Consider the following 22,477-nt stretch of genomic DNA (forward strand, 5'->3'; position numbering starts at 1 on the left):
ACAAATCCCCCGAACGAGGGCGTCCGAGGCCGTTCCGGGCTAAATAGTAAGGCCGTTCGGTATGTTTCACTATTCAACATAAAACATACCGCACCCGGAAACATTCGAGAGCCGCACTACCAATTGTGCCCGGAATTCGCCGGGCTCAATTACGGTCGCGCTAATCAGTGCTCGTGGTCGTCCTCGCCGTGCGGGTGGCCGTGGGCGAGCTCGTCCGCGGTGGCATCGCGGACGTCGACGACGCGGACCTGGAAGGTCAGGCGCTGGCCGGCCAGCGGGTGGTTGGCGTCGACGGTCACCTCATCGCCGTCCAGCTCGCGGATGGTGATGATCTGGACGTCGCCGTCGGGCGTTTCGGCGTGCAGTTCCATGCCGACCACGAGCTCCTCGACGCCTTCGATATCGCCGCGGCTGACGATGCTGACCAGCTCGGCCTCGTATTCGCCGTAGCCGTCCTCCGGCTCGATGACGACCTTCAGCTCGTCACCGACGGCCTTGCCCTCCAGCGCGCCTTCCAGCCCGGGGACGATGTTATCGGCGCCGTGCAGGTACTCGAGCGGTTCGGCGCCGGTCGAGGTGTCGATGACCTCGCCGTCGTCGTCGGTCAGGGTGTAGTCGATGGAGACAACCTTGTTGGCAGTGATCGACATGGGGTAACCCTTTCGCAGAGGAACACTGAACGAGCAAATGTATATGGCGGCTACACCCCCTGCGTGCTCAGGTGGAAGTCCTCGGCGTCGGGGTCGGTGAGCATGGTTTCCATGGTGCGGCGGTCGAAGGGCAGCAGATCGATGTGGCCGCCCTCGGTGAAGTACCAGGAGTTGCAGCCGGTGTTCCAGACCGTGGGCCCCAGCGCCTCGGCCACGTGGGCGCCGAAGCGGTCGGTGGCGGCCTCGGTGACCTCCACGGTGTCGAATTCGCCTGTGCTCCAGCGGTTTATCCAGGCGGCGATATAGCGGGCGGTGACCTCCGCGGCGTGATGCAGGGGAATGGACCCGGTCGGCGAGTTGGGTCCGAGCACGGTGAAGAAATTGGGGAATCCGGGGATCGCGGTCATGCGGTAGGCGCGGGGGCCCTTGGCCCAGGCCTCGTCGATGGAGATTCCGTCGCGGCCGGTCACCCTCATCGGGCGCATGTAGTCGTGCGCGCGGAAGCCGGTGGCGAAGACGATCGTATCGACCTCGTGGTGGCGGCCGTCGGTGGTGCGAATGCCCGTCGGGGTGACCGCCTCGATGCCGGTGGTGACGAGTTCGGCATTGCCGGCGCGCAGCGCGCGATAGTAGCTGCCGGACAACACCTGTCGCTTGCACAGCGGCTGGTAGTCGGGGGTGAGCTGCTCGCGCAGTTCCGGATCGCCGACCTGGGTGCGCAGACTCAATCGCGCGTACTGCTGCACCGCGCGCCGCCGCCAGCTCGGGCGGGTGACGACATCGGTGAACAGCTTCGCACCGGTCATTCCGGCCTGGTAGAGCGCCCGGTTGAGGGCCGGAAGCCGGTCCAGCACGGCGCCGACGAACGCCGGTTGCGGCAATTGCATCGGCGCCCAGATCACCCACTGCGGGCTGCGCACGAAGTGGGTGATCCGCTGCGCCTTCGGCTGCAGCGCCGAAACCACCTGCACCCCGGTGGATCCGGTGCCGATCACGGCGATCTTCCGACCGGCGGTCGGCAGGGAATCGTCCCAGCGGGCGGTGTGCACCACGGTGCCCGCGAACTCGTCCAGTCCAGCGATATCGGGCCAGGCCGGATGATGCAGGACGCCGGTGGCGGCGATCACGAAGTCGGCGTCGTACCCTTCCCCGTCGCCGGTCTCGACCCGCCAGCCGGAGCCGGTGAATTCCGCCGCGACCACCTCGGCGCCCACCCGCAGGTGCGGGCGCAGTCCGAACTGGTCGACGACATCGGCGAGATAGCGCTGGATCTCCGGACCGGGTGCGAAGACATGCGACCAGTCCGGCTTCGGCGCGAAGCCGAACTGGTACACCTGTGACGGCACATCGCAGGTCAGTCCCGGGTAGTGGTTCCAGTGCCACACCCCGCCGACGTCGGACCCCTTCTCCAGAATCACGAAGTCGTGGAAACCATTGCGCTGCAGCGTAATCGCGCTCGCGATACCGGACACACCCGCGCCGATGATCACGACGCGGGGTTGACGAGACGCAGACATGCCGCACACATCCTTCACTTTGATACCGCCAGAATTCGAATACCGACGGTATTTCGGTTTGGTGAGGATGTCAACGGCCGGGTCAGGCCCAGGCGCGCCGGGTACCGGGCATACCGGTGCGGCCCTGCGGATCGGGGACAACGCCGAGGACCTGGTGCAGCCCGATGCCTCCATCCTCGAAGCCGAGGGCGGAGGCGGCCATGTAGATGCGCCAGATGCGAGCGCGGCCTTCGCCCGCGAGGGAAACCGCTTCGTCCCAGGCATTTTCGAGATTGGCCACCCAGTGGCGGAGGGTGAGGGCGTAGTGCTCGCGCAGGGCTTCCACATCACGGACCTCGAAACCGGCGCGCTCCATCGCCAGGGTGACATCGCCGACGTCGAGCAGTTCGCCATCGGGGAAGACATAGCGGCCGATGAACGAGCGGGCGGTGATCTTGGAGCCGCCCTTGGACGAGATCGCGTGGTTGAGCAGGCGGCCCTCGGGGTGCAGCAGTGCGCGCAGGGTTTCGAAGTACGCGGCCATTCGATTCGCGCCGACGTGTTCGAACATGCCGATCGAGGAGATGGCGTCGAACTCCTCGCCGTGCAGGTCACGGTAGTCGGAGAGGCGGATTTCGACGGTGTCGGACAGACCGGCGTCGGCGACGCGTTTGCGCGCGGCTTCGGCCTGCTCCTTACTGATCGTGACGCCGACGACCTGCGCGCCGTAGACCTCGGCCGCATGCATTGCCATGGAACCCCAGCCGCAGCCGACATCCAGCAGGCGCATGCCGCGGCGCTCGGCCAGGCCCAGCTTGCGGCAGATCAGATCATGTTTGGCAGCCTGGGCGGCTTCCAGGGAGACCTCGGGATCGGCCACCCGCCGGCCGTCGTCATCCGCGGCGACGAAGCGCGCGCACGAGTAGGTCATGCTCGGCCCGAGCACCAGGCGGTAGAAGTCATTGCCGACGTCGTAGTGGTGGCTGATGGCCGCCGCATCACGTCCGCGCGTGTGCAGCCAGCCGCGCGGCGCGGGGGCCTCCTCGGGCGGCGGCTTCGGACGGTGGCTGAGCGCACCGAGTTGCCGCGCCGCACCGGCGGCCTTGACCGCACCGCTCAGACCCAGCCGCGCGCTGTCCGGCACGGCGGTCTGCAGCGCACGCAGAATCGTGAAGATATCGCCGTCGAGATCGACACTGCCGGAGACGAACGCGCGGCCGAGACCCAATTCGCCCGGCGCCCAGATCATATGTCCCAGAGCGTCTTTCGAGCGAATGCGCATGGTGCCGGGAGACTCACCGGCCGGTTGCACGGCACTGCCGTCCCAGAATTCGAACCGTAGCGGCGGCTGTGCGCCGAAGGCGGCCTGCAGAAGAGGTTCGAACGCGGCCGCGACTGTTGCGTTGTTGCCCATATGACCACTATCGCCTGTCGCGTGCGGCCGCGCGCGGAGGCTACTCGAGCCGGTCGCACCGACTCGGGCGGGTGCGACCGGGCTCCTCAGCGTGCTTACTCCCGGATCCGCTGTCGATCAGTAGTAGTGGCTGCGGCCGCCGATGGCGTGCCCGGTGCGGCCCGCGATCATCAGCACTGCGCCGATGATCAGCAGGATGATCCCGATGGTGACGAGGAGGTGGAAACCCAAGAGGAATCCCACGACTAGCAGGACCAATCCGAGAGCGATCATGAGTGGATACCTAATTTCGTTGGTGGTCCTTCCAGTACACGCCGCCGCCGACGGTATGTCAACGCTGTAGACCTACACTTGCAACCTACAGTGAATTTTCCGGTAGCAGGGCCGCTCCACCAGGGCTGCGGATTAAGCTGACGCCGTCACCTGCCCCGCACAGCGAGGTGTATGGAATGTCGGATCACGTCATGCGAATCGCCCGGCTGCTCACCGCGGTGCTCGGGATTGCCGTTCTGGTGGGCGCCTGCACAACGAGCACCGGCCCCGCGGGCACCGGCCCCGCGGGCACCGGCCCCGCGACGCCCGCCGCGGCGTGGCCACCGGCCGGCGGGCGCGGGGACTGCGCGGTCGACAAGCAGGCCGATGTGCCCGCGAGGATGCGCGACGGGACCGTACTCCGGTCGGATGTGTACCGCCCCAGGACAACCGATCCCGTTCCGGTGATTCTCATGCGAACCCAGTACGGCAAGTCGGCCCCGCAGATCCAGCCCTCGCGCTATCAGAGCCCGGACTGGTTCGCCTCGCACTGCTATCTGGTGGTCATCCAGGATGTCCGGGGACTCGGGACCTCGGACGGCGTCTTCTCCGAATTCGGCAATGACATCCAGGACGGCTACGACTCCGTGGAATGGGCTGCGGCACTGCCGGGTTCCAGCGGCAAGGTCGGCATGTACGGCTCGTCGTATGTCGGGGCGACGCAGTGGCTGGCCGCGGTGGGCGCACCCCCGCATCTGACCACGATCGTGCCCGCCAATACCGCCTCCGATTACTACGACGGCTGGACCTACGAGGGCGGCGCCTTCCGATTGGCCTTCGTGGAGCCGTGGGCGATGGGCACCATCGGCGCCGAGGCGGCACAGCATCGCCAGGACGGTCCGGCCGTCAAGGAGCTGACCGACGCGGTCTCGAACTACACATCCTGGATGAAATACCAGCCGTACAAAGACTTTCCGCCGATGCAGCCGGGCAATCCGGCCGTCGCGCCCTGGTTCTTCGACTGGATCCGGCACTCGACCCGCGACGACTACTGGAAGCAGTGGAGCATTCGGGAGCACTACCCGCAGGTGAAGATTCCGGTGCTCGATGTCGAGGGCTGGTACGACGCCTTCCTCGCCGGCGGGACCGAGAATTTCGCCGGAATGGTCGCCCACGGCGGAACACCGCAGGCACAACAGAACCAGCGCCTGGTGATCGGGCCGTGGGATCACGTCGGCTGGGGACGGCCCGACTCACCGTTCGCACCACGGTTGAAGCAGATCGGGCCGGCCGGGAACAGTCCGATCAATGATCTGATGCTCGACTGGTTCGACCAGTTCCTGAAGGGCAAGAGCAACGGCGTATCGGGCAGCCCCCGAGTCGACTACTTCCTGATGGGCGCGAACCGCTGGAAGTCCGCCACGAATTGGCCACTGCCGCAAACACAGTGGAAGGACTACTACTTCTCCGGCAGCGGCGCGAACGGTATCGCGGGCCGCATGGGCGCATTGACCCCGCAGGCGCCGGGCGGTCCCGCCGATCCGGATCACTACCTCTACGACCCCGCCGATCCGGCGCCCAGCAGCGGCGGCCATTCCTGTTGCGGCGCATCATCGGGACCACAGGGACCGTTCGAACAGGGTGCGGTGGAACAGCGTTCGGACATCCTGACCTACGATACCGATCCGCTGAGCACCGATACCGAGGTGACCGGGCCCGTCACCGTGCAGCTGTGGGCCTCGTCCACCGCACCGGACACCGATTTCGTGGCGCGGCTGGAAGTCGTTTCACCCGACGGCACTTCGGTGAATCTGAACAATGGCATCCTGCGCGCGGCGTTCCGCGACTCGCTGTCGGATCCCACCCTGCTGGTCCCCGGGCAGCCGTACAAATTCACCATCAAGATCTGGCCCACCAGCTACCAGTTCAAAGCGGGCGACCGCATTCGCATTGCCGTCACCAGCAGCGACTACCCCCAGTACGCGCCGAATCCCAATACCGGCGACCGCTTCGGCGACAATGCCCGCACCCAGCCCGCTACACAGACCATCTACAAGGATGCCGCGCACCCCTCCTCGGTGACGCTGCCCCTCATCCCGGCCGGGTCGGAGGGCTCCACGACCTTCGATCTGCGGCCGGGGAAATAATCAGTTCCAGACGGTCGCGACCTGGGCCGCCACCGATTTGCCCTGCGCGCGCCCGGCCTGCGCGGACGGTACGCGCGAGACGGTGTCCAGCGGGTTCGCCCCGAAGGCCGTGAACGAGTCCTCGTCGGGACTGATCACCTCGACCCGCGCGCCCTTCTCGGTGAGCGTCGAGATCTGCTGTTCCAGCTCCTCGTCCGGGAGCGGCGCGATGATCAGCACGCGCTCGTAGCCGACGGCCAGATCCGCATTGACGGAGGTGCGCACGCCGCCATCGGTGTAGTGCACCCCGTCGATGACGTGGCAGGGCCAGACCAGCGGGACGGCCGAGCTCGCGGTCACCGCATCCACCAGGGCGATACCGGAATCGCGGTCGAAGGTCTGCGGCTCACCGGTTTCCGCGTTCACCACGCTGACCAGCAGCGGCTGCTGCGGCCATTCGTGCACCGGCAGCCGGGATTCGATGACCGCCCGGCGGGCCGCCACGGGCACCGAATGCACGGTCATGGCCAGTGCGCAGAGCCGCCGCCGCGCCTCGGCCGGATTGCCCTCGGTGGCCGCCTGGATATCGAGAATCTCCGCCCAGACGCTCTCGACCGAATTGCCCTCCGGCACCAGCTCTTTGCTCTGCAGCGCCGGATCGATCTGGCGCGCGAACAGCTCCTCCGGTGTCAATCCGCTGCTGACCTGCGCCGCGACATTGGCGCCCGCCGACGTACCCACCAGCACGTCGGCAGTGCGCACATCGACGCCGTTCTCGGCCAAGCCCGCGACAATCCCGTTCGCCCAGGCGATTCCGGCGACACCACCGCCGCCGATGACCAGTGCCCGTTTGTCCGCCATGCCCGCTCCTCCGCCATACCCCTGTTCCCACTGTCCGCCCTCACACTTCCGGAGATGGGGCGCAGGGGCAATGCGAGAACCTGCTCAGGGGGCGGAGCGGCTCGCCTGAGCGAGGCCGCCGCCTACCCGCGCCGCGCTGGTACCCAAACCGGTCGGTCGCAGGAAGGGCAGCGCGAGACCGGAATCGGAGGCCGCGGGCTGCGCCGGTTCACGGTGGAACCGCTCCCTGAGCTTCGATTCGGTGTAGCGGCCACACCCGGTATGCCAGTTCAGGATTGCCGCCATCCAGTCCTGCAGTTCGACGGCGCGCCGGTCCAGCACGCGGCGGGCGGACTCGTCGAGCTGGTACTCCTCGTACAGGGTGGGCAGTTCGTGGGTGACCACGCGCTCGAACTGCTGCAGGCGTGCGGTCATGAGGTCGTTGACGATTTCGACGGCACGATCGCGGTCGCAGCTCAGGAAGTTCTGAATGACGCTGACGCCATTGTGGAAGTCGCCTTCGAACTGCGTCTCCTTCTGATAGGAGAACAGGTCGTTGAGCAGGATCGCGTAGTCGGCGGCGGTGTTCTCCAGATTCTTGAGGGTCTGGGTGCGATAGACCTGCGGCGGAACCAGATTGCCGTGCGAGAGCCGCGACAGCGCCTTGGTCAGATCCGAACCGAAGGTATCGCGGCGCATCTCCACATAGTCGATGGGATCGGGGATGCGGTGCAGCACGTGGTTCAGCACCTCCCACTCACAGGCGGAGATGAAACTCTGTACAGCCGTGCGGAATTCGAGCTTCTGGTCGGCGTCCATCGGAAGGGTGGTGCGTGCCCAGAGATCGGCCAGGCCCGTTTCGATGGGATTGGCGGCGGGCGGGGTCGCCGCCGAGTCGAGCGGCATGAAGTCCAGCATTCGGCGGCCCTGGAGTTTGGCGCCGAGCAGGTTCTTGGTGGGGAAGAAGACCGCCGGATAGTAGTCGTCGACGTAGGTGCCCCAGGTCAGCCAGTGCGTCGCCAGATCCAGTTCGGATTCGGTCGCGTCCGGGTCCAAACCCGAAGAGCAGAGGGCGAAGTCGAACTCGCGCAGATCGCGTTCGCTCCAGAGGGTCAGCTCGGTATCGGGCACCGGGCCGAGCATGCCCATCCCCTGTGCCCAGGTGACGGCATTCTCCCGCGCGGTATCGAGGTGCGTATTCAATTGGAGGGTGAAGGGCATATAGATCTCGGGCAGCGGGGTGGGCCCGACCTCCGCATAGGGCACGTGCAGGAAGCTGTTGAATCGCTTGAGCCCCAGGCTGCTCGGGCTGATCCGCAGTGCGGACATGCCCAGACCGCTCGGTGCGAGCATGGCCAGCAGCGGATTCGCGGTGGACTTGCGCCCCTTGTTCATATAGCGGCTGGACCGCAGATGCCATTCGTGGCCGCCGGCCTGCCAGTCCTGCAGCCCCTTGGCATACCGCGCCACATCGGCCTGCTCGTGCGGGCCGACGCCGAATTCGGCGAAGAGCAAAGGCAATTCGGTGACGGCGGTGTACTCGAACTGCTGGACCCGCGAGGTCAGCAGATCATTGACGACCTCCGCGGCGGGCTGGGTATCGAGGCCGAGGAAGCGCTCCAGCACCAGAATGCAATTGGCGTTCTCCCCCTCCTCCCGCACCTCGCGCTCATAGGAGAAGATGTCGTTGCGCAGATGCACGCCGTCGGAGAAGGTGTCGCGCAGCACGCACAGCGGCCGGGTGGCGGCCAGCTCGGCGGGCACCTCCGCCCGCACGGCATGCTCGACCAGATTCGCCGACCACGGTGCGCCGCCGACCTTGCGGCGCATCTCGATGTACTCGATCGGATTGGCGATCCGGCCCTCGGTGATATTGGCCAGCTCCCAGCGTGATTCCTCCAGCAGCGCCTGCGTGGTGACGGCGAAGCGGCGGCGCCAGTCGAGCGACATGCTCGGCACCGTGCGCGGCCACAGATCGGCCAGACCGCGTTCCACCGGATTGGTCGGCTCGGGCATTTCGGTGCCGGTGAGCGGCATGAAATCCTGGAGGCGGCGCAGGTAATCGCGGGCGCCCTCGGAATCCTGGGTGCGCTTGTACAGCTCCAGGAAATGGTCGTCGAAATAGAAGACCCAGACGTACCAGTCGGTAATCAGATCCAGTTCCGGACCGTCGCACTCGGGGTGGGTATAGGCGCACAGCAGACCGTAATCGTGCCGTTCCAGATCCGATTCGTCCCAAATGTGGTGTCCCTGTTGGGTTTCGAAGAAACCCATCTCCGCGGCCCACTCCCGGGTGTGCGCCCGAGCCTGGTCGACATGTGGATTCAGCCGCGCCGGATAGGGCATATAGAAATCGGGAAGTTCGAACGGCTGCACAGCACAACCCCCTGGGACTCAACCGAAATACTGACGAGCGAGACAAGCCGTTATGCGGTATCTACGGTACGACTCGAACCGGGAACCATGACGAAAATCGGTGAAGGTGATCAGGACGCCCGGTGCGTCGCGTGCAGACGTGCGGCGAGGGGCACGCCGCCGCCGTGCAGGATGACACTGCCGAAGACGGTGAAGACCATCGTGATCAGCGCGAAATCGGCTGGATCGCCGGACAATCCGTTGTAGGCCAGCAGCGCGAAGACGATCGACGTGGTGCCGCGCGGGCCGAGCAGACCCAGCCGCAGCCGGTCGCGCCAGGAGAAGGAGGAGCCGAGCATGGCCACGAAGGTCGGCAGAATCCGCACGATGGTGAGCGCGGCCAGGCTGAAGAGCAGGGTCCTCCACAGGTGCGGGCCGATCAGTACATAGACCGCGACACTGCCGAAGACGAACCACATCACCACGGTGAGCAGGAAGCCGATATCGTCCAGCAGCTCGAGCTCGGCGCGGAAATTCGAAGAGCGACGCCAGTAGTTGAGCGCCAGCCCGCACACGAACGCGGCGACGAACCCATTGCCGTGTATGGCCACCGCCACGGCGTAGGACAGTATCGGCGCGGCGACCAGCAGCATCCGTTTCGACTGATGGCTCATCAGCTTTCGCTCATCGGCGGCATTGGTGGCCAGGGCCAATGCCGCGCCGACCACCAGGCCGACCAGTATCGCCTTGATGGCCTGCGGCAGCGCGTCGCCGAGCGCCTCGAGCGGCGTCTTCGCATGCTCGCCGACGCCGGACAGCGCGAGCGCGAAAATGAAGATCGGCGACACCAGACCGTCGTTGTAGCCGCCCTCCACATTGAGCACATTGCGCACCCGCAGCGGAATCCACCTGTCCCGCACCACCGACGGCGCGGGCGCGAAATCGATCGGCACCACGATGCAGGCAATCAACAGCAATACCGGCCAGGACAGCCCCGGCAGAAGCCACGCCCCGAGCAGCGTCGACAGTCCCAGCCCGAGCGGCAGCGCGATGAACAGCATGCGCAAGGCCGGCCGCGGGCTGGGCCCGAGCAGGCCGCCGCGCACCTCGGTGGCATCGATGAACAGCAGCACGGCGAGCACGATCTCCGCACCGAACTGCGCGGAATGCGTATTGAGCGTCTCGCCGATGGTGTTCCGCGTGGTGAATCCGACGGCGATCCCGACCAGCACCACCGCGATCGGCGCACTGATATGCCACCGCTCGCCCCGTGCCGCGAGCAGCGACCACCCCGCCACTACCGCCGCGATGGCGATCAACGACTGAATCACCTGCGCATCCTTTCAGACGCGAGATGCATTCGATAGCAACACACAAGCGAACACTTGTGGCCATCCTCCCCGGTGGTCAGGCCTGAGGATTCGCGTGGCGGTGCTGGATGGCCCACCAGACGCGGATGGCGCTGTGCGGTGCGCGCAGATCGGTGCCGGTGAGTTCTTCGAAGCGGGCGAGGCGGTAGCGAACGGTGTTCTGGTGCACGATCAATCGCTCGGCGGTGGCCTCGATGCGCAGGCCGGATTCGAGATAGCGCTCGACGGTGTCGATGACCGTGCGGGCCGGCTCGCCGGCGCCCAGCGGGTCGAGATAGCGCGCGGTGAGTTCCTCGCCGAGATCGGTGTCGGCGACGATCGCGGGCAGCAGGCCGAGGCGGTCCAGATCGGCGGCGCCGGTGCGGCCGAAGCGGTGCGCGGTGGCGAGCATTCGACTCGCCAGCCGGAATGATCGCGGCAGATCGGCAAGCTGGGTCGCGGGCCCGAAGCCGATGGTGCCCGCGCTTTCGATCAGATCGGTCCCGAGCACGAATCCGGCGAGGTCCCCGTCCATGGCCGTCGAGAACCCGCGTATCGCCTGCGGGCCCGGCCGCAGGAGTCGCCGCAGATCGGCGGCGGCGAGTGGATCGTCGCCCCGGGCACGGAAGGCGCGGTAGACGCCCGCGACCTCGAGCCCGTACCGCTGCGCTTGAATCCGGATATCCGCCGGAGCGAGCCCGCCCAGCAGCAGACCGCGCGCGAACTCGGCGCGGAACTGCTGATCGTGCCGAGCCAGTTCGATCTCCACATCCCGATGGCCGCCGCTGTATGCCTGACTGGCCTGATCGACGATGTCGAGCAGATCGTGGGTGAGGACCAGCAGGGTGCGGTCGGCGACCCGGCCGCTGCGGCCGAACGTGGTGAGCGACGCCAGCATCTCGCGGACCGCGATGCGCCAGCCGTTCTGCACATCGGACAGTGAAATACCCTGCCGCGCACGGGTTTCCCCGAAATCACGCAGTGCGTGCAGATCCTCGGCGGTCAGTTCGCGCTCGGCGCGGAGCGCGGCGAGCAGGCGATTGACAATGCCCGCGGTCGTCTCGGCGATCTCCGCGTCCGATACCGCCGAATAGTCGGCCATCTCCGCTCGCGCGCGGGCCACAATGCGGTCGACCAGATCGTCGACCTGTGCGAGGACACGATCCAGCAGCCGACGTCGAGCGGTCGGCGACACGGAGTCGCGGGAATCGGTCATCTCGAGGTCGAGGCTACGGCCGGGCTTTGGAAAAACCAACAAACCCGGTGACCGATAGTCCGGTGCTCACTCCATGGCCCAGGTCACAGTCCCCTGCCGATACTTGTGACGCCCGACACCGCCGTTCGACAGAGGAATCGCCCATGTACCTGACCCAGGGACTGCACCGCGCCGCACAGCACACCCCCGACGCCGTCATGACGATTTTCGGGGACCGCACCCGGACCTTCCGGGAGGGTCTGGATCGGGTCGCACGGCTGGCGAGCGCACTGCGCGATCTCGGGGTCGGCGACGGCGACCGGGTCGCCATCCTGGGCCTGAACTCCGACCGCTATCACGAATACCTGCTGGCCGTGCCGTGGGCGAATGCCGTGCTCAATCCGGTCAATATCCGCTGGAGTCCGGCGGAGATCAGCTATTCGCTGCGGGACTCCGGCACCACGGTGCTGCTGGTCGACGATGCCTTCGCTCCGATGCTGCCCGCACTCCGGCAGGAGCATCCCGAACTCGCCACGGTGATCCACTGCGGCGACGGCCCCACGCCCGACGGCATGCTCGCCTACGAGGAGCTGATCGCCGCGGCCGCACCGATCGCGGACGCCCGCCGCGGCGGTGACGACCTCGCCGGAGTGTTCTACACCGGTGGCACCACGGGTTTCCCCAAGGGCGTCATGCTCAGCCACACCAATCTCGCGACCTCCGCGCTCGGCGGCATCGCCAGCGGCCAATTGTTCACCCCCGGTGTGCGATTCCTGCACGCCGCGCCCATGTTCCACCTCGCCGACCTGGCGGGCTGGTACGGCACCATGCTGCTGGGCGGCACCCACGTCATGATCCCGGCGTTCGATCCACTCGCCACCATGGCGGCCATCGAAACGCACCGGGTGACCGGAACGGTGTTGGTACCGGTCATGATTCAGCTGCTGGTCGATCATCCGGCGGTCGCCGGACACGACCTCTCCAGTGTGCGGCAGCTGATGTACGGCGCATCGCCGATTTCCGCCGCACTGCTGGAGCGCGCCATGAAGGCTTTCAGCGCAGCGGGTTTCGTGCAGGCGTACGGCATGACCGAGCTCGCGCCCATCGCCACGCTGCTGGGTCCGGAGGATCACCTTGCGGGACGCCTGCGTTCGGCGGGACGCGCGGTGCCGCACAGTGAAGTGGTGATCATGGATCCGGACGGGAACGAGGCGCCGCGCGGCACGGTCGGCGAAATCGTGGTCGGCGGTGCGCATGTCATGCTCGGCTACTGGAACCGGCCGGAGGAGACCGCGGCTGCGGTGCGGGACGGCTGGATGCACACCGGCGACGGCGGCTATATGGACGAGAACGGCTACGTCTATATCGTCGACCGGATCAAGGACATGATCGTCAGCGGCGGGGAGAACGTGTACTCGGCCGAGGTCGAGAACGCCGTGGCGGCCCACCCCGCCGTCGCCGCCTGCGCGGTAATCGGTGTGCCCGACCAGGATTGGGGCGAGCGCGTGCACGCGGTCATCGTCTGTCAGCCGGGGCGGCAGGTGACCGCCGAGGAGATCCGCGAGCACGCCAAGACCCTCATCGCCGGTTACAAGGCGCCCCGCACCATCGATGTGGTGACCGCCCTGCCGGTCTCCGGGGCGGGCAAGATCCTGAAACGCGAACTCCGCACGCGGTATTGGGATGCCGACGCCCGTCAGGTGAACTGACTCAACTCATTTGAGGCTGAAGTACGCGAGACTGCCGACGCCGACCACCAGACAGTAGATGGCGAACGGCGTCAGCGTCTTGGTCTCGAAGTAGCTCACCAGGAACTTGACCGAAACGTAGGCCAGCACACCGGCCACCACACTGCCCGCGAGCGCGGGACCCAGAATGTCATGGTTCTCGGGCTTGAACAGTTCCGGCGTCTTGAGCACACCGGCCGCCAGGATCACCGGCGTGGCCAGCAGGAACGCGAAACGCGCGGCATCCTCGTGCCGCATGCCCTTGAACAGGCCCGCGACAATGGTGCTGCCGGAGCGGCTGATACCCGGGAAAAGCGCTGCGATCTGGGCGGATCCGATAATGAGCACGGACTTCACCCCGAGCCGCGACAGCCGCACATCGGAGGCGTGGTCCGGATCGGTGGTGGGCAGCACCAGGGTGTCCTCGGCGGACAGATCCACCGTGCGGGCGGTGGGGCTGGAGAGCACCAGATTGCGCTGGGTCTCGCGCTTGCGCAGCAGTTCCGCCGACAGCAGCACCACGCCGTTGAGCGCGAGGAACGCCGAGGTGGGTATCGGCGTGCCGAGATAATTGCGCACCGCCTTCTCCAGCACCAGCCCGGCCAGGCCGACCGGGATGGTGGCGATGATCAGCAGCACCCCCAATTGCGCTTCGGGAGAACGGATCTGCCGGGTGCGCGCGACATCCCACAGCCCGCTGAAAATGCGCACCCAGTCGCGCCAGAAGAAGACGACCAGCGCGATGGCGGTCGCGACGTGCATGGCGACCAGCAGGGCCAGGTACGGCGAATCCTTGGCCGACATATTCAAATCGTCGGCCCACTTTCCGCCCACCAGGGCGGGCAGCAGAATACTGTGCCCCAGACTCGATACCGGGAACAGCTCGCTCACCCCCTGGAGCGCGCCGACGACGATCGATTCCAGGTAGCTGATGGCCATACGAATTCCTGTCGGGAGCGGCGAGCGGACGGGCCACCTCGAAACCGGTCGAGGCTCGCTCCGGGAGGCTACTCGATCGCCGGACCGACTGCTTACAGGCGGTGGATCAGGCAAGTCGGTGGTAGGAAATAGCCATGAGACCGGAACTGACCGATTGGCTGGCGCGGGGCCGGTACTTCGAGCACGACGGGCAGCGCACCTTCTACATTCGCGAGGGCAGCGGGCCCACGCTGCTACTCATCCACGGCTACCCGTTCAACTCCTATGACTGGCACCGCATCTGGCCCGATCTCACCGCGCACTACGACGTGATCGCCCCGGACATGCTCGGTATGGGCTTCTCGGACAAGCCGATCCGGCACCGGTACAGCGTGCTCGACCATGCCACCCGGCACGATGCGCTGCTGCGGCACCTGGACGTGCCGCATACGCTGCTGCTCGCGCACGACCTCGGCGTCAGCGTGGCGCAGGAGCTGCTGGCCCGGCGGGTCGACGGCGCGGAGGTTCCCGGTATCGACGGGGTGGTGTTCCTCAATGGCGGACTGTTCGCGGAGGCCTACCGGCCGCGGCTGGTGCAGAAGCTGCTGACCTCGCCGCTCGGCACTATCGCGGGGCCACTAATGACCGACGGTCTGGTCAAGGCCTCGGTGCGGGAGATGTTCGGCCCGGCCACCAAGCCCACCGACGACGAGATGCGGGTGCTGCTGGAGGTGCTGTTCTACAACCGCGGTCGCTTCGTCTCCCACCTGGTCGGGCGCTTCATCGACGAGCGCGTCACCTTCCGCGACCGCTGGGCCGAACCGCTGGTGCACGCGACGGTGCCGATGCGCATGATCAACGGCCCGCTCGATCCGAACTCGGGTGCGCATATGGCCGCCCGGTACCGCGAAATCGTGCCGAATCCCGATATTGTCAGCCTCCCCGAAATCGGCCACTGGCCGCAGCTCGAAGATCCGCGCGGCGTATTCGAGGCGGCACATGCCTTCCTGCAACGGAACTCGGGTGACTGATCGGCGGTTCCCGGGCGAACGCAAACCATTCGGGCAGCGCGGACGGTATGCGCGTGGAATACTTCGGCAATATGCAGACCAGGGGGTCGAGCGGCCGTAAGGTCCTCCCGAACCGCATGATCCGAGGAAACCGTGTTCGATAGCTACGATTCCGCCGACGATCCGGAATTGGCCCAGGCCAGAGTCTTTTTGTCAGAGCTGGAAAAGCATGCGGTGACTCTCGCCAGAAAGCTACAGACGGCGGGCACACTGGATATGCGGCAATCGATCACTGCCGAACTAGCGGTGATACGGCGGTGCGTAGATCGAATTCACCGGCGGTTCCCCGGAATTGCGGTGGCTCGGATAGCCGGGGGCCCACCGGCCGGGCCACCGCCGTAATACCTCAGCCCCGAACTATTCCCGCGATCAAAACCATCAGCGCCTCCTGAGCCTGCCCGCGGGCGACCTCGGAATCATCAGCGTGAGCAACGATCAACGCCGCCTCGCTCAGCGCGCTGATAAGCAACTGCGCGAGCACCGGAATCGGAACCTCGGCGATCAATCCCGCCGCCCGGGCCCGCTCGAGCTGCGCGGTGATCAATCCCAGACTGTGCGCGGTCTCGAACTCCCGCCAGGCACTCCAGCCGAGCACCGCAGGCGCATCGGTGAGCACGATCCGCAGCATCGCGGGCCGGCGGCAGATCTCCAGAAAAACGCTGAGACCGACGGCCATCCCGCCCAGAATATTGTCGGGATCGACTGTCGCGATGGAATTTTCGATCTCGTCCGTGGTCTCGTTCTCGATCTGCTCGAGTACCACCAGGAACAATCCGCGCTTATCACCGTAGTGGTGATGCAGCGCGCCCCGGGTGACGCCGGCGGCGGAGACCAGATCCTCCGCCGAGGTACCGGCAAAGCCGCGCTCGGCGAAGAGCCGGCGTCCGGCCTCCTCGAGCGCGGCCCTGGTGGCGCGCGAACGGTCCTCCTGGCTACGGCGTGGCATGCAGCCGAGTGAACTCCAGGATCGCGGCGGAGAGCAACTCGGGCTGATCTTCGGGGAGGAATGCGTAGGAATCGTCGATGAGCCGCAGGGTCGCATGGGGCAGATCGCGGACCAGCCGTTCGGCATTGGCGACGGCGAAGATCTTGTCCTCGGCGGCCCACACCACCAGGATCGGCAGGTCGATCTTGCCGAAGTGCTCGGCGGCCGCCAGGGTGTAGCTGCGGTTCAGCGTTTTCAGCACCCGCCGCACGTCCTGGCGGATGGCGGCGGAATTGCGGCTCGGCAGCAGATACGAGTCCGCGATCTCCCGGGGCACGGGCCGCTTGGCGACCCAGCCGAAGGCGATCGGCAGGCGGTGCAGCGCGCGAATGCGCATGGTCTCGGTCAGCAGTCGAACGGATCCGGGAATACGCGCGATGATCGGCAGTGCGTTCAGCGGTTTCGGCAGGAAGTCCTCGTAGCTGTCGCACGAGGTGAGCACCACCCGTCCGATGCGAGAACGGTTGCGCGCCAGCAATACCTGGGTGATCGCACCGCCGGTGTCGTTGGCCACCAGCGTGACATCGTGCAGATCGAGTCGCTCCAGGAAGGCGGCGATCAGATCCGCCACGCCCGTCGGCGTGAGATCCGCTGCGGGAACCGGGATTTCATGGGCGCCGAGCGGCCAGTCCGGGGCGAGGCAGCGGTATCCGGCGGCGGCGATCTCCGGAACCACCCTGCGCCACAGATCGGCGTTGACGAGCAGGCCGTGCACGAAGACCACCGGCGGCCCCTCCCCGGTGTCGTGATATCTGATGCGGCCGCCGGGCAGCTCCACCTCGTGGGTACGGCCGAGTGATGTGCTTGTTGCCATCGTTTCTCCAATGCCTGTGGGACCCCTCCACTTTTACATACATACCGTATGTATGTCCATGACATCGGCAATATTCACCGGCGGCGGTCACCCGCCGAGTTGCCCCCGCCAGCGCTCGGCCGAGCGGACCATATCGAGCCCGACCTTCTCCAGGTACTCGCTCATGCCCAGCAGCCGGCTCCCCGCGGGCGTGCTCGCGCCGAGGGAGTCGGCGCCGTCGCGGGCCTTCGCCGCCAGCAGCTCATTGGCCCGCGCACCGGCGAGAGTGGTGCGGTACCAGGCCGATTCGTCGACAAAGTAGCGGTCGCGGCGGGTGCCGCCGTCCCGTTCGCGGCGGATGAGCTCCTGATCCTCCAGGTAGCCGACGGCGGCGGAGACCGTGGCGGGACTGACGCGCAGATGCCGGACCAGCTCACCGGCGGTCACACTGCCGGAGTCCGCCGCGTACAGGCGGGCCAGTACGGCGGCCGGCATGCGGGGAAAACCGGTGCGGGCGAAGAGCTCCGCGAACTGGGCGCTGAAATCGGCGACCAGTTCGGGAGCGCGGCCGTATTCATCTGTCCCGAGCGGCTTTTCGACGCGCTTGGGGCGCGGCACCCGGCGCCGTGAGCGGACCACGGTGGCAGCGTGCGCCGCCTCGGCGCGATAGCTGCCCGGGCCGCCGTTGCGCGTTACCTCGCGGCTCACCGTGGAGGTGGGCCGGCCGAGTTGGCGGGCGATCTCCGCATACCCGAACCCCTGCGCCAGACCTGCGGCAATCCGCCGCCGGTCATCCGGGGTGAGTCGTCCACCAGGCATCGGGACACCTCCTTCGTCCCTGTTATTGCAACACAGCAGCCACCCAATTGCATTGGGATATAACGCCACTGGCGGAGGTATACCGAATTGCCTTGGTATTAGTCAGTTTTCGAGCGCATTCGGCGATTATCCCGGTTGCGAACGCAACGTAGCGTTCGCCCCGCCCCGAATACGGCTCCGGAGCACCGGCGCCCGGGTCACGGTGTCGGGGTCACGGCATTCGGATCGAACCCGCCGGGGATCTCGTAGACCAGACCGGTGAAGGTGATACCGAACAGCCGTCCGGCCGAAAAGCCCTGACCACCACGGCCGTAGATGACCTCGCTGGTCAATTGCGGGCCGAAGCCCAGTGCGCAGTACTGCCCGGGAGCATCGATCCGCACCACCTGCCCGGACGGATTGAGCGGCACCACCGGGCGCTCCAGGGAATCGAGCGTCAGGCCGTCGGGTGCGTCGAGCGGACCGAGATCCAGCAGCGACTGCGGCGCCCACGGCGCCGCCGTGGGTATCCGGCTCACCCCGGGATTGACGAATGTCCGCGAGACATAGAGGAACTCGTTGTCCCGGCTGAGCACCGCGCCGTTCGCACTGGGGAAGTTCCCCCAGTCCGCCTGCACCACCCCGTTCGGGTAGACCCGGCCCACCAGGGTGCCGAAATCATTGGTGGCGTAGACGGTTCCGTCATGAGCGACATCCATGCCGTCGGCGGCGCTCAATCCGGCGGCGAAGGGCTGCACCGCACCGGTATCCGGATCGACCTTCACGATCCCGGACTGCCGCAATGTATCGTCGACCACCGCCCGGGCATCGGCCCCGTATCCGACCAGGAGCTTTCCATCGGTACTCCAGGCCAGCGCGCCGCCGCCGCCACTGGGCACCGTGGCGATCGGCACCGGTGGCGCACCCGGTGCGTCGATCCGGAAAACCCTGCCGCTCACCAGATCGGTGACGAACGCGCGCCCGCCGCCGTCGACCGTGATGCCCTCCAGCGCCGCGCCCGGCACCGAGGCCGCCGGAACGGTCGGCTGGCCCGCGCCCGCACAGACCGGTGCGGCATTCGCGGGGGTGGCCGCGATCGTCGAGAAGGCGGAGAAGGTGAACGTCGCGAGCGCGAGCGCCGCTGACTTTCGCTTATTCATTTCGCACCTCGCATCTTCCCGCACAACGAGATTCTCCCGCCGCATTCGGGGGCATTGCCCTACATCCTATGACGTAGCACGCGCACGACAGGTTCAATTCAGAACCTGCGGGCTCCCGTCACGGGCATATTGTCCATGGGCGAGATCTTCACGCCGGAGCCGTATGTGCTGGCATGAATAACCTGGCCGTCACCGACATACAGCGCGGAGTGGCCGCCGCCGTAGAAGGACACCAGATCGCCGGGCTCCAATTCATCCACCGAAACCGGGGTGCCCGCCGACAGCTGCGAATAACTCGTGCGCGGCAATTCGACACCGGCCTGACGGTAGGACCACTGCACCAGACCCGAGCAGTCGAAAGCATCGGGGCCGACCGCACCGGAACTGTAACCGGCGCCCAATCGCGTGCGGGCCGCGTCCACTGCGCGCTGGCCGACGGACTTCTTCGGCATAGCGGCGGGCAGGGGTGCGGGCTGCGCGACGGCGGCATCGGTCAATCCGGGAATGCCCGCCAGTGGGGGCAGAAAGTTCGGGACGAGGAAATCACCCAGACCGGCCAGGGTCACCTGGCGGGAATCCGCGGCCGTGGCAGGCGCGGGAACGGGGGCCGAAATCTCCGGGGCCTGAAGGAGTTCCGGAACCGCGGCCGGAGCGGCCGCCTGCGGAATGACAATGACGGCCGGTACCTCTGCGGTACGCACGCCCGGAATCGTCACAGGACGGAATTCGAAGGTCTCGAGCACCGACTGCTCCGCGGCCGGAGATTCGGCCGGCGTGAGCTGGGGTGCGCTTTCGGGTGCGAGTTCCGGAGCGGCGGCGGGAATTCCGAGCTGCGCGGCGAGTGCGTCGGCGATCTCGAATTGCCCGATACCTGGAACGTCCACCGGCGTTGCGTCCGCCCGGCCCGCCGAGTACAGCAGGGCCCCGCCGATGGCGGCGGCGCAGAGCAAGCCTGTTGCCAAACCCTTCCACGTCAGCAGAAGGGGCCGAACCACCTGTTTGTCACCGATACTTTCCATGATGCGGTCCTCCGATCAAGCGTTAGCTATCCGGTTTCCGTCACGAACATCTCGGTACTGCGAGTGGATCCACATTGCATAGTTCGCCCGATCGACAACCGCGCAACGAATGACACGCGTGTTATTCATAACGGAATAGTAAACATCGACCTCTGGGTCCAATTGGACACAGCCCGATTTCACGCTGTTTTCGCGTCGATTTCGCACCGTTTTCACGAAACAGTGAGACCAATCCGGGGCCTGAACAGCGACTCGTGTGAGACTGGCCGCACGAGCTCCCTCCTCATAATCCGGAGGATTGTCCATGACCGATTCCATTGCGCTGCCCCCACTTCCCGAGCCGCTGGTGGTCACCCTGGGGAATCTGAAAGGCGGCGTCGGTAAAACGACGTCGGCCTTCTTCCTCGCCTCGTATTTCGCCACCGTGCACCGACTTCGAGTACTCGTCATCGACGCCGATCCACTGAGTCAGACCGGCTACTCCTGGTATCGGCGATTACAGAAGGAGGATGTCGACATCCCCTTCGAGCTCATCGCCTTCCCGTCCCGGCACGTCAACGACTGCATCACCGACAATGCGTCGAAATACGACGTCATCATCGTCGACGCGGGCGGTGAATCCGCCGATATCTTCAAGGCCGCGGTACCGGAGAGCGATGAATTGATCCTGGTCACCAGCGTGAGCCCCTCCGAGGTCAAACGCGTGCCCAGTACCTATCGCGCCGCCGAGGAGGCCGCAGCGGAAAGCTCGCGGGCCATTCGCGTCCGCGTGCTGATGACCAAGGTGCCGGTCACCATGAAGAACGGCATCAATGTCTCCACCGAATACCGTTCGCAGCGCGGCAATCTCGAAGACGCCGGATACGACGTGTTCGAGTCCTATGTGAGTGCCTGGAAGTGGTATCGGGAGGCCGCCGACGGCGAGGTCGGCGACGGCGCGGAGAACCCCATCGCCGATCTCGGCGAATACCGGCAGGTCGGCGAGGAACTCCTCCGGCCGTACCTGGAGGACAGCGACAGCACCATTCCCAGCGCACTGGAGGTACCCGCCTGATGCCACCGCAACGACGCAAGAGTTCCATCGGCGGCGGACCGGCCGCACCCACCCGCAACCCGCTGGCGGACGAGGCCGAGCACACTCCCCCGGTATCCCCGCTGCGCGACGCCGAATGGCACAGCACCACAGTGGGTTCGGCCCGGGCGACGAGTACGCCTCCGAAACAGGCAGCCACCGCCACGCCTACGGCACCCGCGACGGCAGCGGCCGCCGCGGCAGATCGGCCCACGGCCATGCCGGGTCCTCCTGCGCCCGTGCCGGATACGGGCGCGGCCACCGCAGATTCGAGTACGGCTGCGGCGAATTCGGGTGCAGCGGCCTCGGATCCAGGTGCGGCGGCAGATCCACGTGCGGCGGCAGCAGCAGATCCAGGTGCGGCGGCAGCGGGTTCGCATGCGGCCGCTGCGGACCCCGCGCCGCCGACCGTCACACCGGACCCTGTGCCGCGGGCGGACGCTCCGAAACCGCGCGGCATCGATCCCGCATTGCGCAGTGTGGGATCGACGCTGCGCGGGGCGGCGACCGCCTCGCCGAGTGTGCTCACCATGCCGCTGCCCGCCGCGGGCGACGGACCGCTCAATGCGGGGGAGCTCGAACAGCTCGATCTGTGCGAATCCTCCATCGACGCACTGCGGGTGGCGTTCTGGGTGGCCGGGCGGGCACTGCAGATCGTGCGGGACGGCCGGCTCTATCGGGCCGACCACGCCACCTTCGACGAGTATGTGGAGAAGCGCTGGGATATGCAGCGGTCCTACGCGCACAAGCTGATCCGCGCCTGGCCGCTGGCCGCCCGGCTGCATCCGCTGGCGCCGTCCATCAACGAGGGGCAGATTCGCGAGCTGCTCCCCATTGTGGCCGCGCACGGGGAGGATGCGGCGGTGACCGTGTACACCACCCTCGCCGCCGATCTGAAGGTCACCGCCGGCAAACTCCGGGAGGCGGTGGCGGTGCTGCCCGCCGCCTACGACCGGAGTGCGGTCGTCGAACTGCTGCAGTCCTGGATGCGCGGCGATCTGACCGAGGAGCATCCGCACACTCCCGATGTCTTCAGCACCGCCGAATCACGACTGGCCGCGCTCACCCCGAAGGTGGTGCAGGGGTCCAGCGGTGATCCGATAGCCGCACGCGAATTCGCGGCCAAGCTGCGCACCCTCGCCGAACTCATCGAGAAGCAGCTGCCGGCAACTGCGCGAATGCCTGTGCACCAGTAGCTTTTCGACCCGGACATACAGGAAGGGCCCGGCAGCCGCCGGGCCCTTCCTGTATCACTCTG

At 66.6% G+C, this 22,477-nt stretch carries 19 protein-coding genes; 5 read left to right on the forward strand and 14 right to left on the reverse strand.

From position 1 onward, the window contains the following. Positions 1-164 precede the first annotated feature (164 nt). The 4 genes from OG326_RS39480 to OG326_RS39495 form a co-directional block, all read right to left on the reverse strand. Complete coding sequence (locus tag OG326_RS39480; RefSeq protein WP_327142195.1) at positions 165-650, reverse strand: FKBP-type peptidyl-prolyl cis-trans isomerase; 486 nt, start codon at positions 648-650, stop codon at positions 165-167. 50 nt (positions 651-700) lie between these two features. Further along, complete coding sequence (locus OG326_RS39485) at positions 701-2,167, reverse strand: flavin-containing monooxygenase (RefSeq protein ID WP_327142196.1); 1,467 nt, start codon at positions 2,165-2,167, stop codon at positions 701-703. 82 nt (positions 2,168-2,249) lie between these two features. Beyond that, positions 2,250-3,560: a cyclopropane-fatty-acyl-phospholipid synthase family protein gene (locus OG326_RS39490; RefSeq protein WP_327142197.1), complete on the reverse strand. Its 1,311-nt coding sequence runs from the start codon at positions 3,558-3,560 to the stop codon at positions 2,250-2,252. Between the two features lie 117 nt (positions 3,561-3,677). Then, a complete protein-coding gene (locus OG326_RS39495) occupies positions 3,678-3,833 on the reverse strand; it encodes a DUF6131 family protein (RefSeq protein ID WP_327142198.1) in 156 nt (51 codons plus the stop codon). A 176-nt stretch (positions 3,834-4,009) separates the two neighbouring features. On the opposite strand from OG326_RS39495, the gene OG326_RS39500 reads away from it, so the two are divergent. Continuing rightward, positions 4,010-5,959 (forward strand): CocE/NonD family hydrolase, encoded by a 1,950-nt coding sequence (locus OG326_RS39500; RefSeq protein ID WP_327142199.1) that lies wholly within the window; start codon positions 4,010-4,012, stop codon positions 5,957-5,959. Here OG326_RS39500 and OG326_RS39505 read toward each other — a convergent pair whose 3' ends face one another. The 4 genes from OG326_RS39505 to OG326_RS39520 all read right to left on the reverse strand — a co-directional run bounded on the left by OG326_RS39505 (position 5,960) and on the right by OG326_RS39520 (position 11,698). After that, positions 5,960-6,799 carry a patatin-like phospholipase family protein gene (locus OG326_RS39505; protein ID WP_327142200.1) on the reverse strand — a complete coding sequence of 280 codons (840 nt, stop codon included), beginning with the start codon at positions 6,797-6,799 and terminating at the stop codon, positions 5,960-5,962. Between the two features lie 84 nt (positions 6,800-6,883). After that, positions 6,884-9,154, reverse strand: coding sequence for a terpene synthase family protein (locus OG326_RS39510; protein WP_327142201.1), 2,271 nt, complete (start codon positions 9,152-9,154; stop codon positions 6,884-6,886). 110 nt (positions 9,155-9,264) lie between these two features. Beyond that, a complete protein-coding gene (locus OG326_RS39515) occupies positions 9,265-10,464 on the reverse strand; it encodes a cation:proton antiporter (RefSeq protein WP_327142202.1) in 1,200 nt (399 codons plus the stop codon). Between the two features lie 76 nt (positions 10,465-10,540). Further along, positions 10,541-11,698, reverse strand: a complete 1,158-nt coding sequence (locus OG326_RS39520) for a PucR family transcriptional regulator (RefSeq protein ID WP_327142203.1) — start codon at positions 11,696-11,698, stop codon at positions 10,541-10,543. 143 nt (positions 11,699-11,841) lie between these two features. On the opposite strand from OG326_RS39520, the gene OG326_RS39525 reads away from it, so the two are divergent. Further along, positions 11,842-13,386, forward strand: a complete 1,545-nt coding sequence (locus tag OG326_RS39525) for an acyl-CoA synthetase (protein ID WP_327142204.1) — start codon at positions 11,842-11,844, stop codon at positions 13,384-13,386. Positions 13,387-13,392: 6 nt separating this feature from the next. On the opposite strand, the gene OG326_RS39530 is transcribed toward OG326_RS39525, so the two are convergent. Beyond that, the gene (locus OG326_RS39530) at positions 13,393-14,349 is read right to left on the reverse strand and encodes an undecaprenyl-diphosphate phosphatase (protein WP_327146736.1); all 957 of its coding nucleotides are present in this window, start codon (positions 14,347-14,349) and stop codon (positions 13,393-13,395) included. 128 nt (positions 14,350-14,477) lie between these two features. On the opposite strand from OG326_RS39530, the gene OG326_RS39535 reads away from it, so the two are divergent. Continuing rightward, positions 14,478-15,353, forward strand: a complete 876-nt coding sequence (locus OG326_RS39535) for an alpha/beta fold hydrolase (protein WP_327142205.1) — start codon at positions 14,478-14,480, stop codon at positions 15,351-15,353. 385 nt (positions 15,354-15,738) lie between these two features. On the opposite strand, the gene OG326_RS39540 is transcribed toward OG326_RS39535, so the two are convergent. The 5 genes from OG326_RS39540 to OG326_RS39560 all read right to left on the reverse strand — a co-directional run bounded on the left by OG326_RS39540 (position 15,739) and on the right by OG326_RS39560 (position 19,742). Further along, positions 15,739-16,338, reverse strand: a complete 600-nt coding sequence (locus tag OG326_RS39540) for a TetR/AcrR family transcriptional regulator (RefSeq protein WP_327142206.1) — start codon at positions 16,336-16,338, stop codon at positions 15,739-15,741. Next, positions 16,325-17,191, reverse strand: a complete 867-nt coding sequence (locus OG326_RS39545) for an alpha/beta fold hydrolase (protein ID WP_327142207.1) — start codon at positions 17,189-17,191, stop codon at positions 16,325-16,327. The genes OG326_RS39540 and OG326_RS39545 overlap by 14 nt, the downstream gene beginning before the upstream one ends. Before the next feature lie 87 nt (positions 17,192-17,278). Next, complete coding sequence (locus OG326_RS39550) at positions 17,279-17,989, reverse strand: GbsR/MarR family transcriptional regulator (RefSeq protein ID WP_327142208.1); 711 nt, start codon at positions 17,987-17,989, stop codon at positions 17,279-17,281. Positions 17,990-18,186: 197 nt separating this feature from the next. Further along, entirely contained in the window at positions 18,187-19,128 is a 942-nt protein-coding gene (locus tag OG326_RS39555) for an SMP-30/gluconolactonase/LRE family protein (RefSeq protein ID WP_327142209.1), read from the reverse strand. A gap of 98 nt (positions 19,129-19,226) precedes the next feature. Next, positions 19,227-19,742 carry a C40 family peptidase gene (locus OG326_RS39560; protein ID WP_327146737.1) on the reverse strand — a complete coding sequence of 172 codons (516 nt, stop codon included), beginning with the start codon at positions 19,740-19,742 and terminating at the stop codon, positions 19,227-19,229. Positions 19,743-20,451: 709 nt separating this feature from the next. Here OG326_RS39560 and OG326_RS39565 point away from each other — a divergent pair. Together OG326_RS39565 and OG326_RS39570 are read left to right on the forward strand one after the other, a co-directional pair. Then, positions 20,452-21,201, forward strand: a complete 750-nt coding sequence (locus OG326_RS39565; RefSeq protein WP_327142210.1) for a ParA family protein — start codon at positions 20,452-20,454, stop codon at positions 21,199-21,201. After that, positions 21,201-22,415, forward strand: a complete 1,215-nt coding sequence (locus OG326_RS39570; protein ID WP_327142211.1) for a hypothetical protein — start codon at positions 21,201-21,203, stop codon at positions 22,413-22,415. Before OG326_RS39565 ends, OG326_RS39570 begins: the two co-directional genes overlap by 1 nt. Positions 22,416-22,477: the final 62 nt, after the last annotated feature.

It is taken from the genome of Nocardia sp. NBC_01327, from assembly GCF_035958815.1.
GTDB lineage: Bacteria > Actinomycetota > Actinomycetes > Mycobacteriales > Mycobacteriaceae > Nocardia.

Bases quoted from the DNA above. Each gene is read 5' to 3' on its own strand.
- OG326_RS39480 (WP_327142195.1), bottom strand. From the start codon at position 650: ATGTCGATCACTGCCAACAAGGTTGTCTCCATCGACTACACCCTGACC.
- OG326_RS39485 (WP_327142196.1), bottom strand. From the start codon at position 2,167: ATGTCTGCGTCTCGTCAACCCCGCGTCGTGATCATCGGCGCGGGTGTG.
- OG326_RS39490 (WP_327142197.1), bottom strand. From the start codon at position 3,560: ATGGGCAACAACGCAACAGTCGCGGCCGCGTTCGAACCTCTTCTGCAG.
- OG326_RS39495 (WP_327142198.1), bottom strand. From the start codon at position 3,833: ATGATCGCTCTCGGATTGGTCCTGCTAGTCGTGGGATTCCTCTTGGGT.
- OG326_RS39500 (WP_327142199.1), top strand. From the start codon at position 4,010: ATGTCGGATCACGTCATGCGAATCGCCCGGCTGCTCACCGCGGTGCTC.
- OG326_RS39505 (WP_327142200.1), bottom strand. From the start codon at position 6,799: ATGGCGGACAAACGGGCACTGGTCATCGGCGGCGGTGGTGTCGCCGGA.
- OG326_RS39520 (WP_327142203.1), bottom strand. From the start codon at position 11,698: ATGACCGATTCCCGCGACTCCGTGTCGCCGACCGCTCGACGTCGGCTG.
- OG326_RS39525 (WP_327142204.1), top strand. From the start codon at position 11,842: ATGTACCTGACCCAGGGACTGCACCGCGCCGCACAGCACACCCCCGAC.
- OG326_RS39535 (WP_327142205.1), top strand. From the start codon at position 14,478: ATGAGACCGGAACTGACCGATTGGCTGGCGCGGGGCCGGTACTTCGAG.
- OG326_RS39540 (WP_327142206.1), bottom strand. From the start codon at position 16,338: ATGCCACGCCGTAGCCAGGAGGACCGTTCGCGCGCCACCAGGGCCGCG.
- OG326_RS39545 (WP_327142207.1), bottom strand. From the start codon at position 17,191: ATGGCAACAAGCACATCACTCGGCCGTACCCACGAGGTGGAGCTGCCC.
- OG326_RS39550 (WP_327142208.1), bottom strand. From the start codon at position 17,989: ATGCCTGGTGGACGACTCACCCCGGATGACCGGCGGCGGATTGCCGCA.
- OG326_RS39555 (WP_327142209.1), bottom strand. From the start codon at position 19,128: ATGAATAAGCGAAAGTCAGCGGCGCTCGCGCTCGCGACGTTCACCTTC.
- OG326_RS39565 (WP_327142210.1), top strand. From the start codon at position 20,452: ATGACCGATTCCATTGCGCTGCCCCCACTTCCCGAGCCGCTGGTGGTC.
- OG326_RS39570 (WP_327142211.1), top strand. From the start codon at position 21,201: ATGCCACCGCAACGACGCAAGAGTTCCATCGGCGGCGGACCGGCCGCA.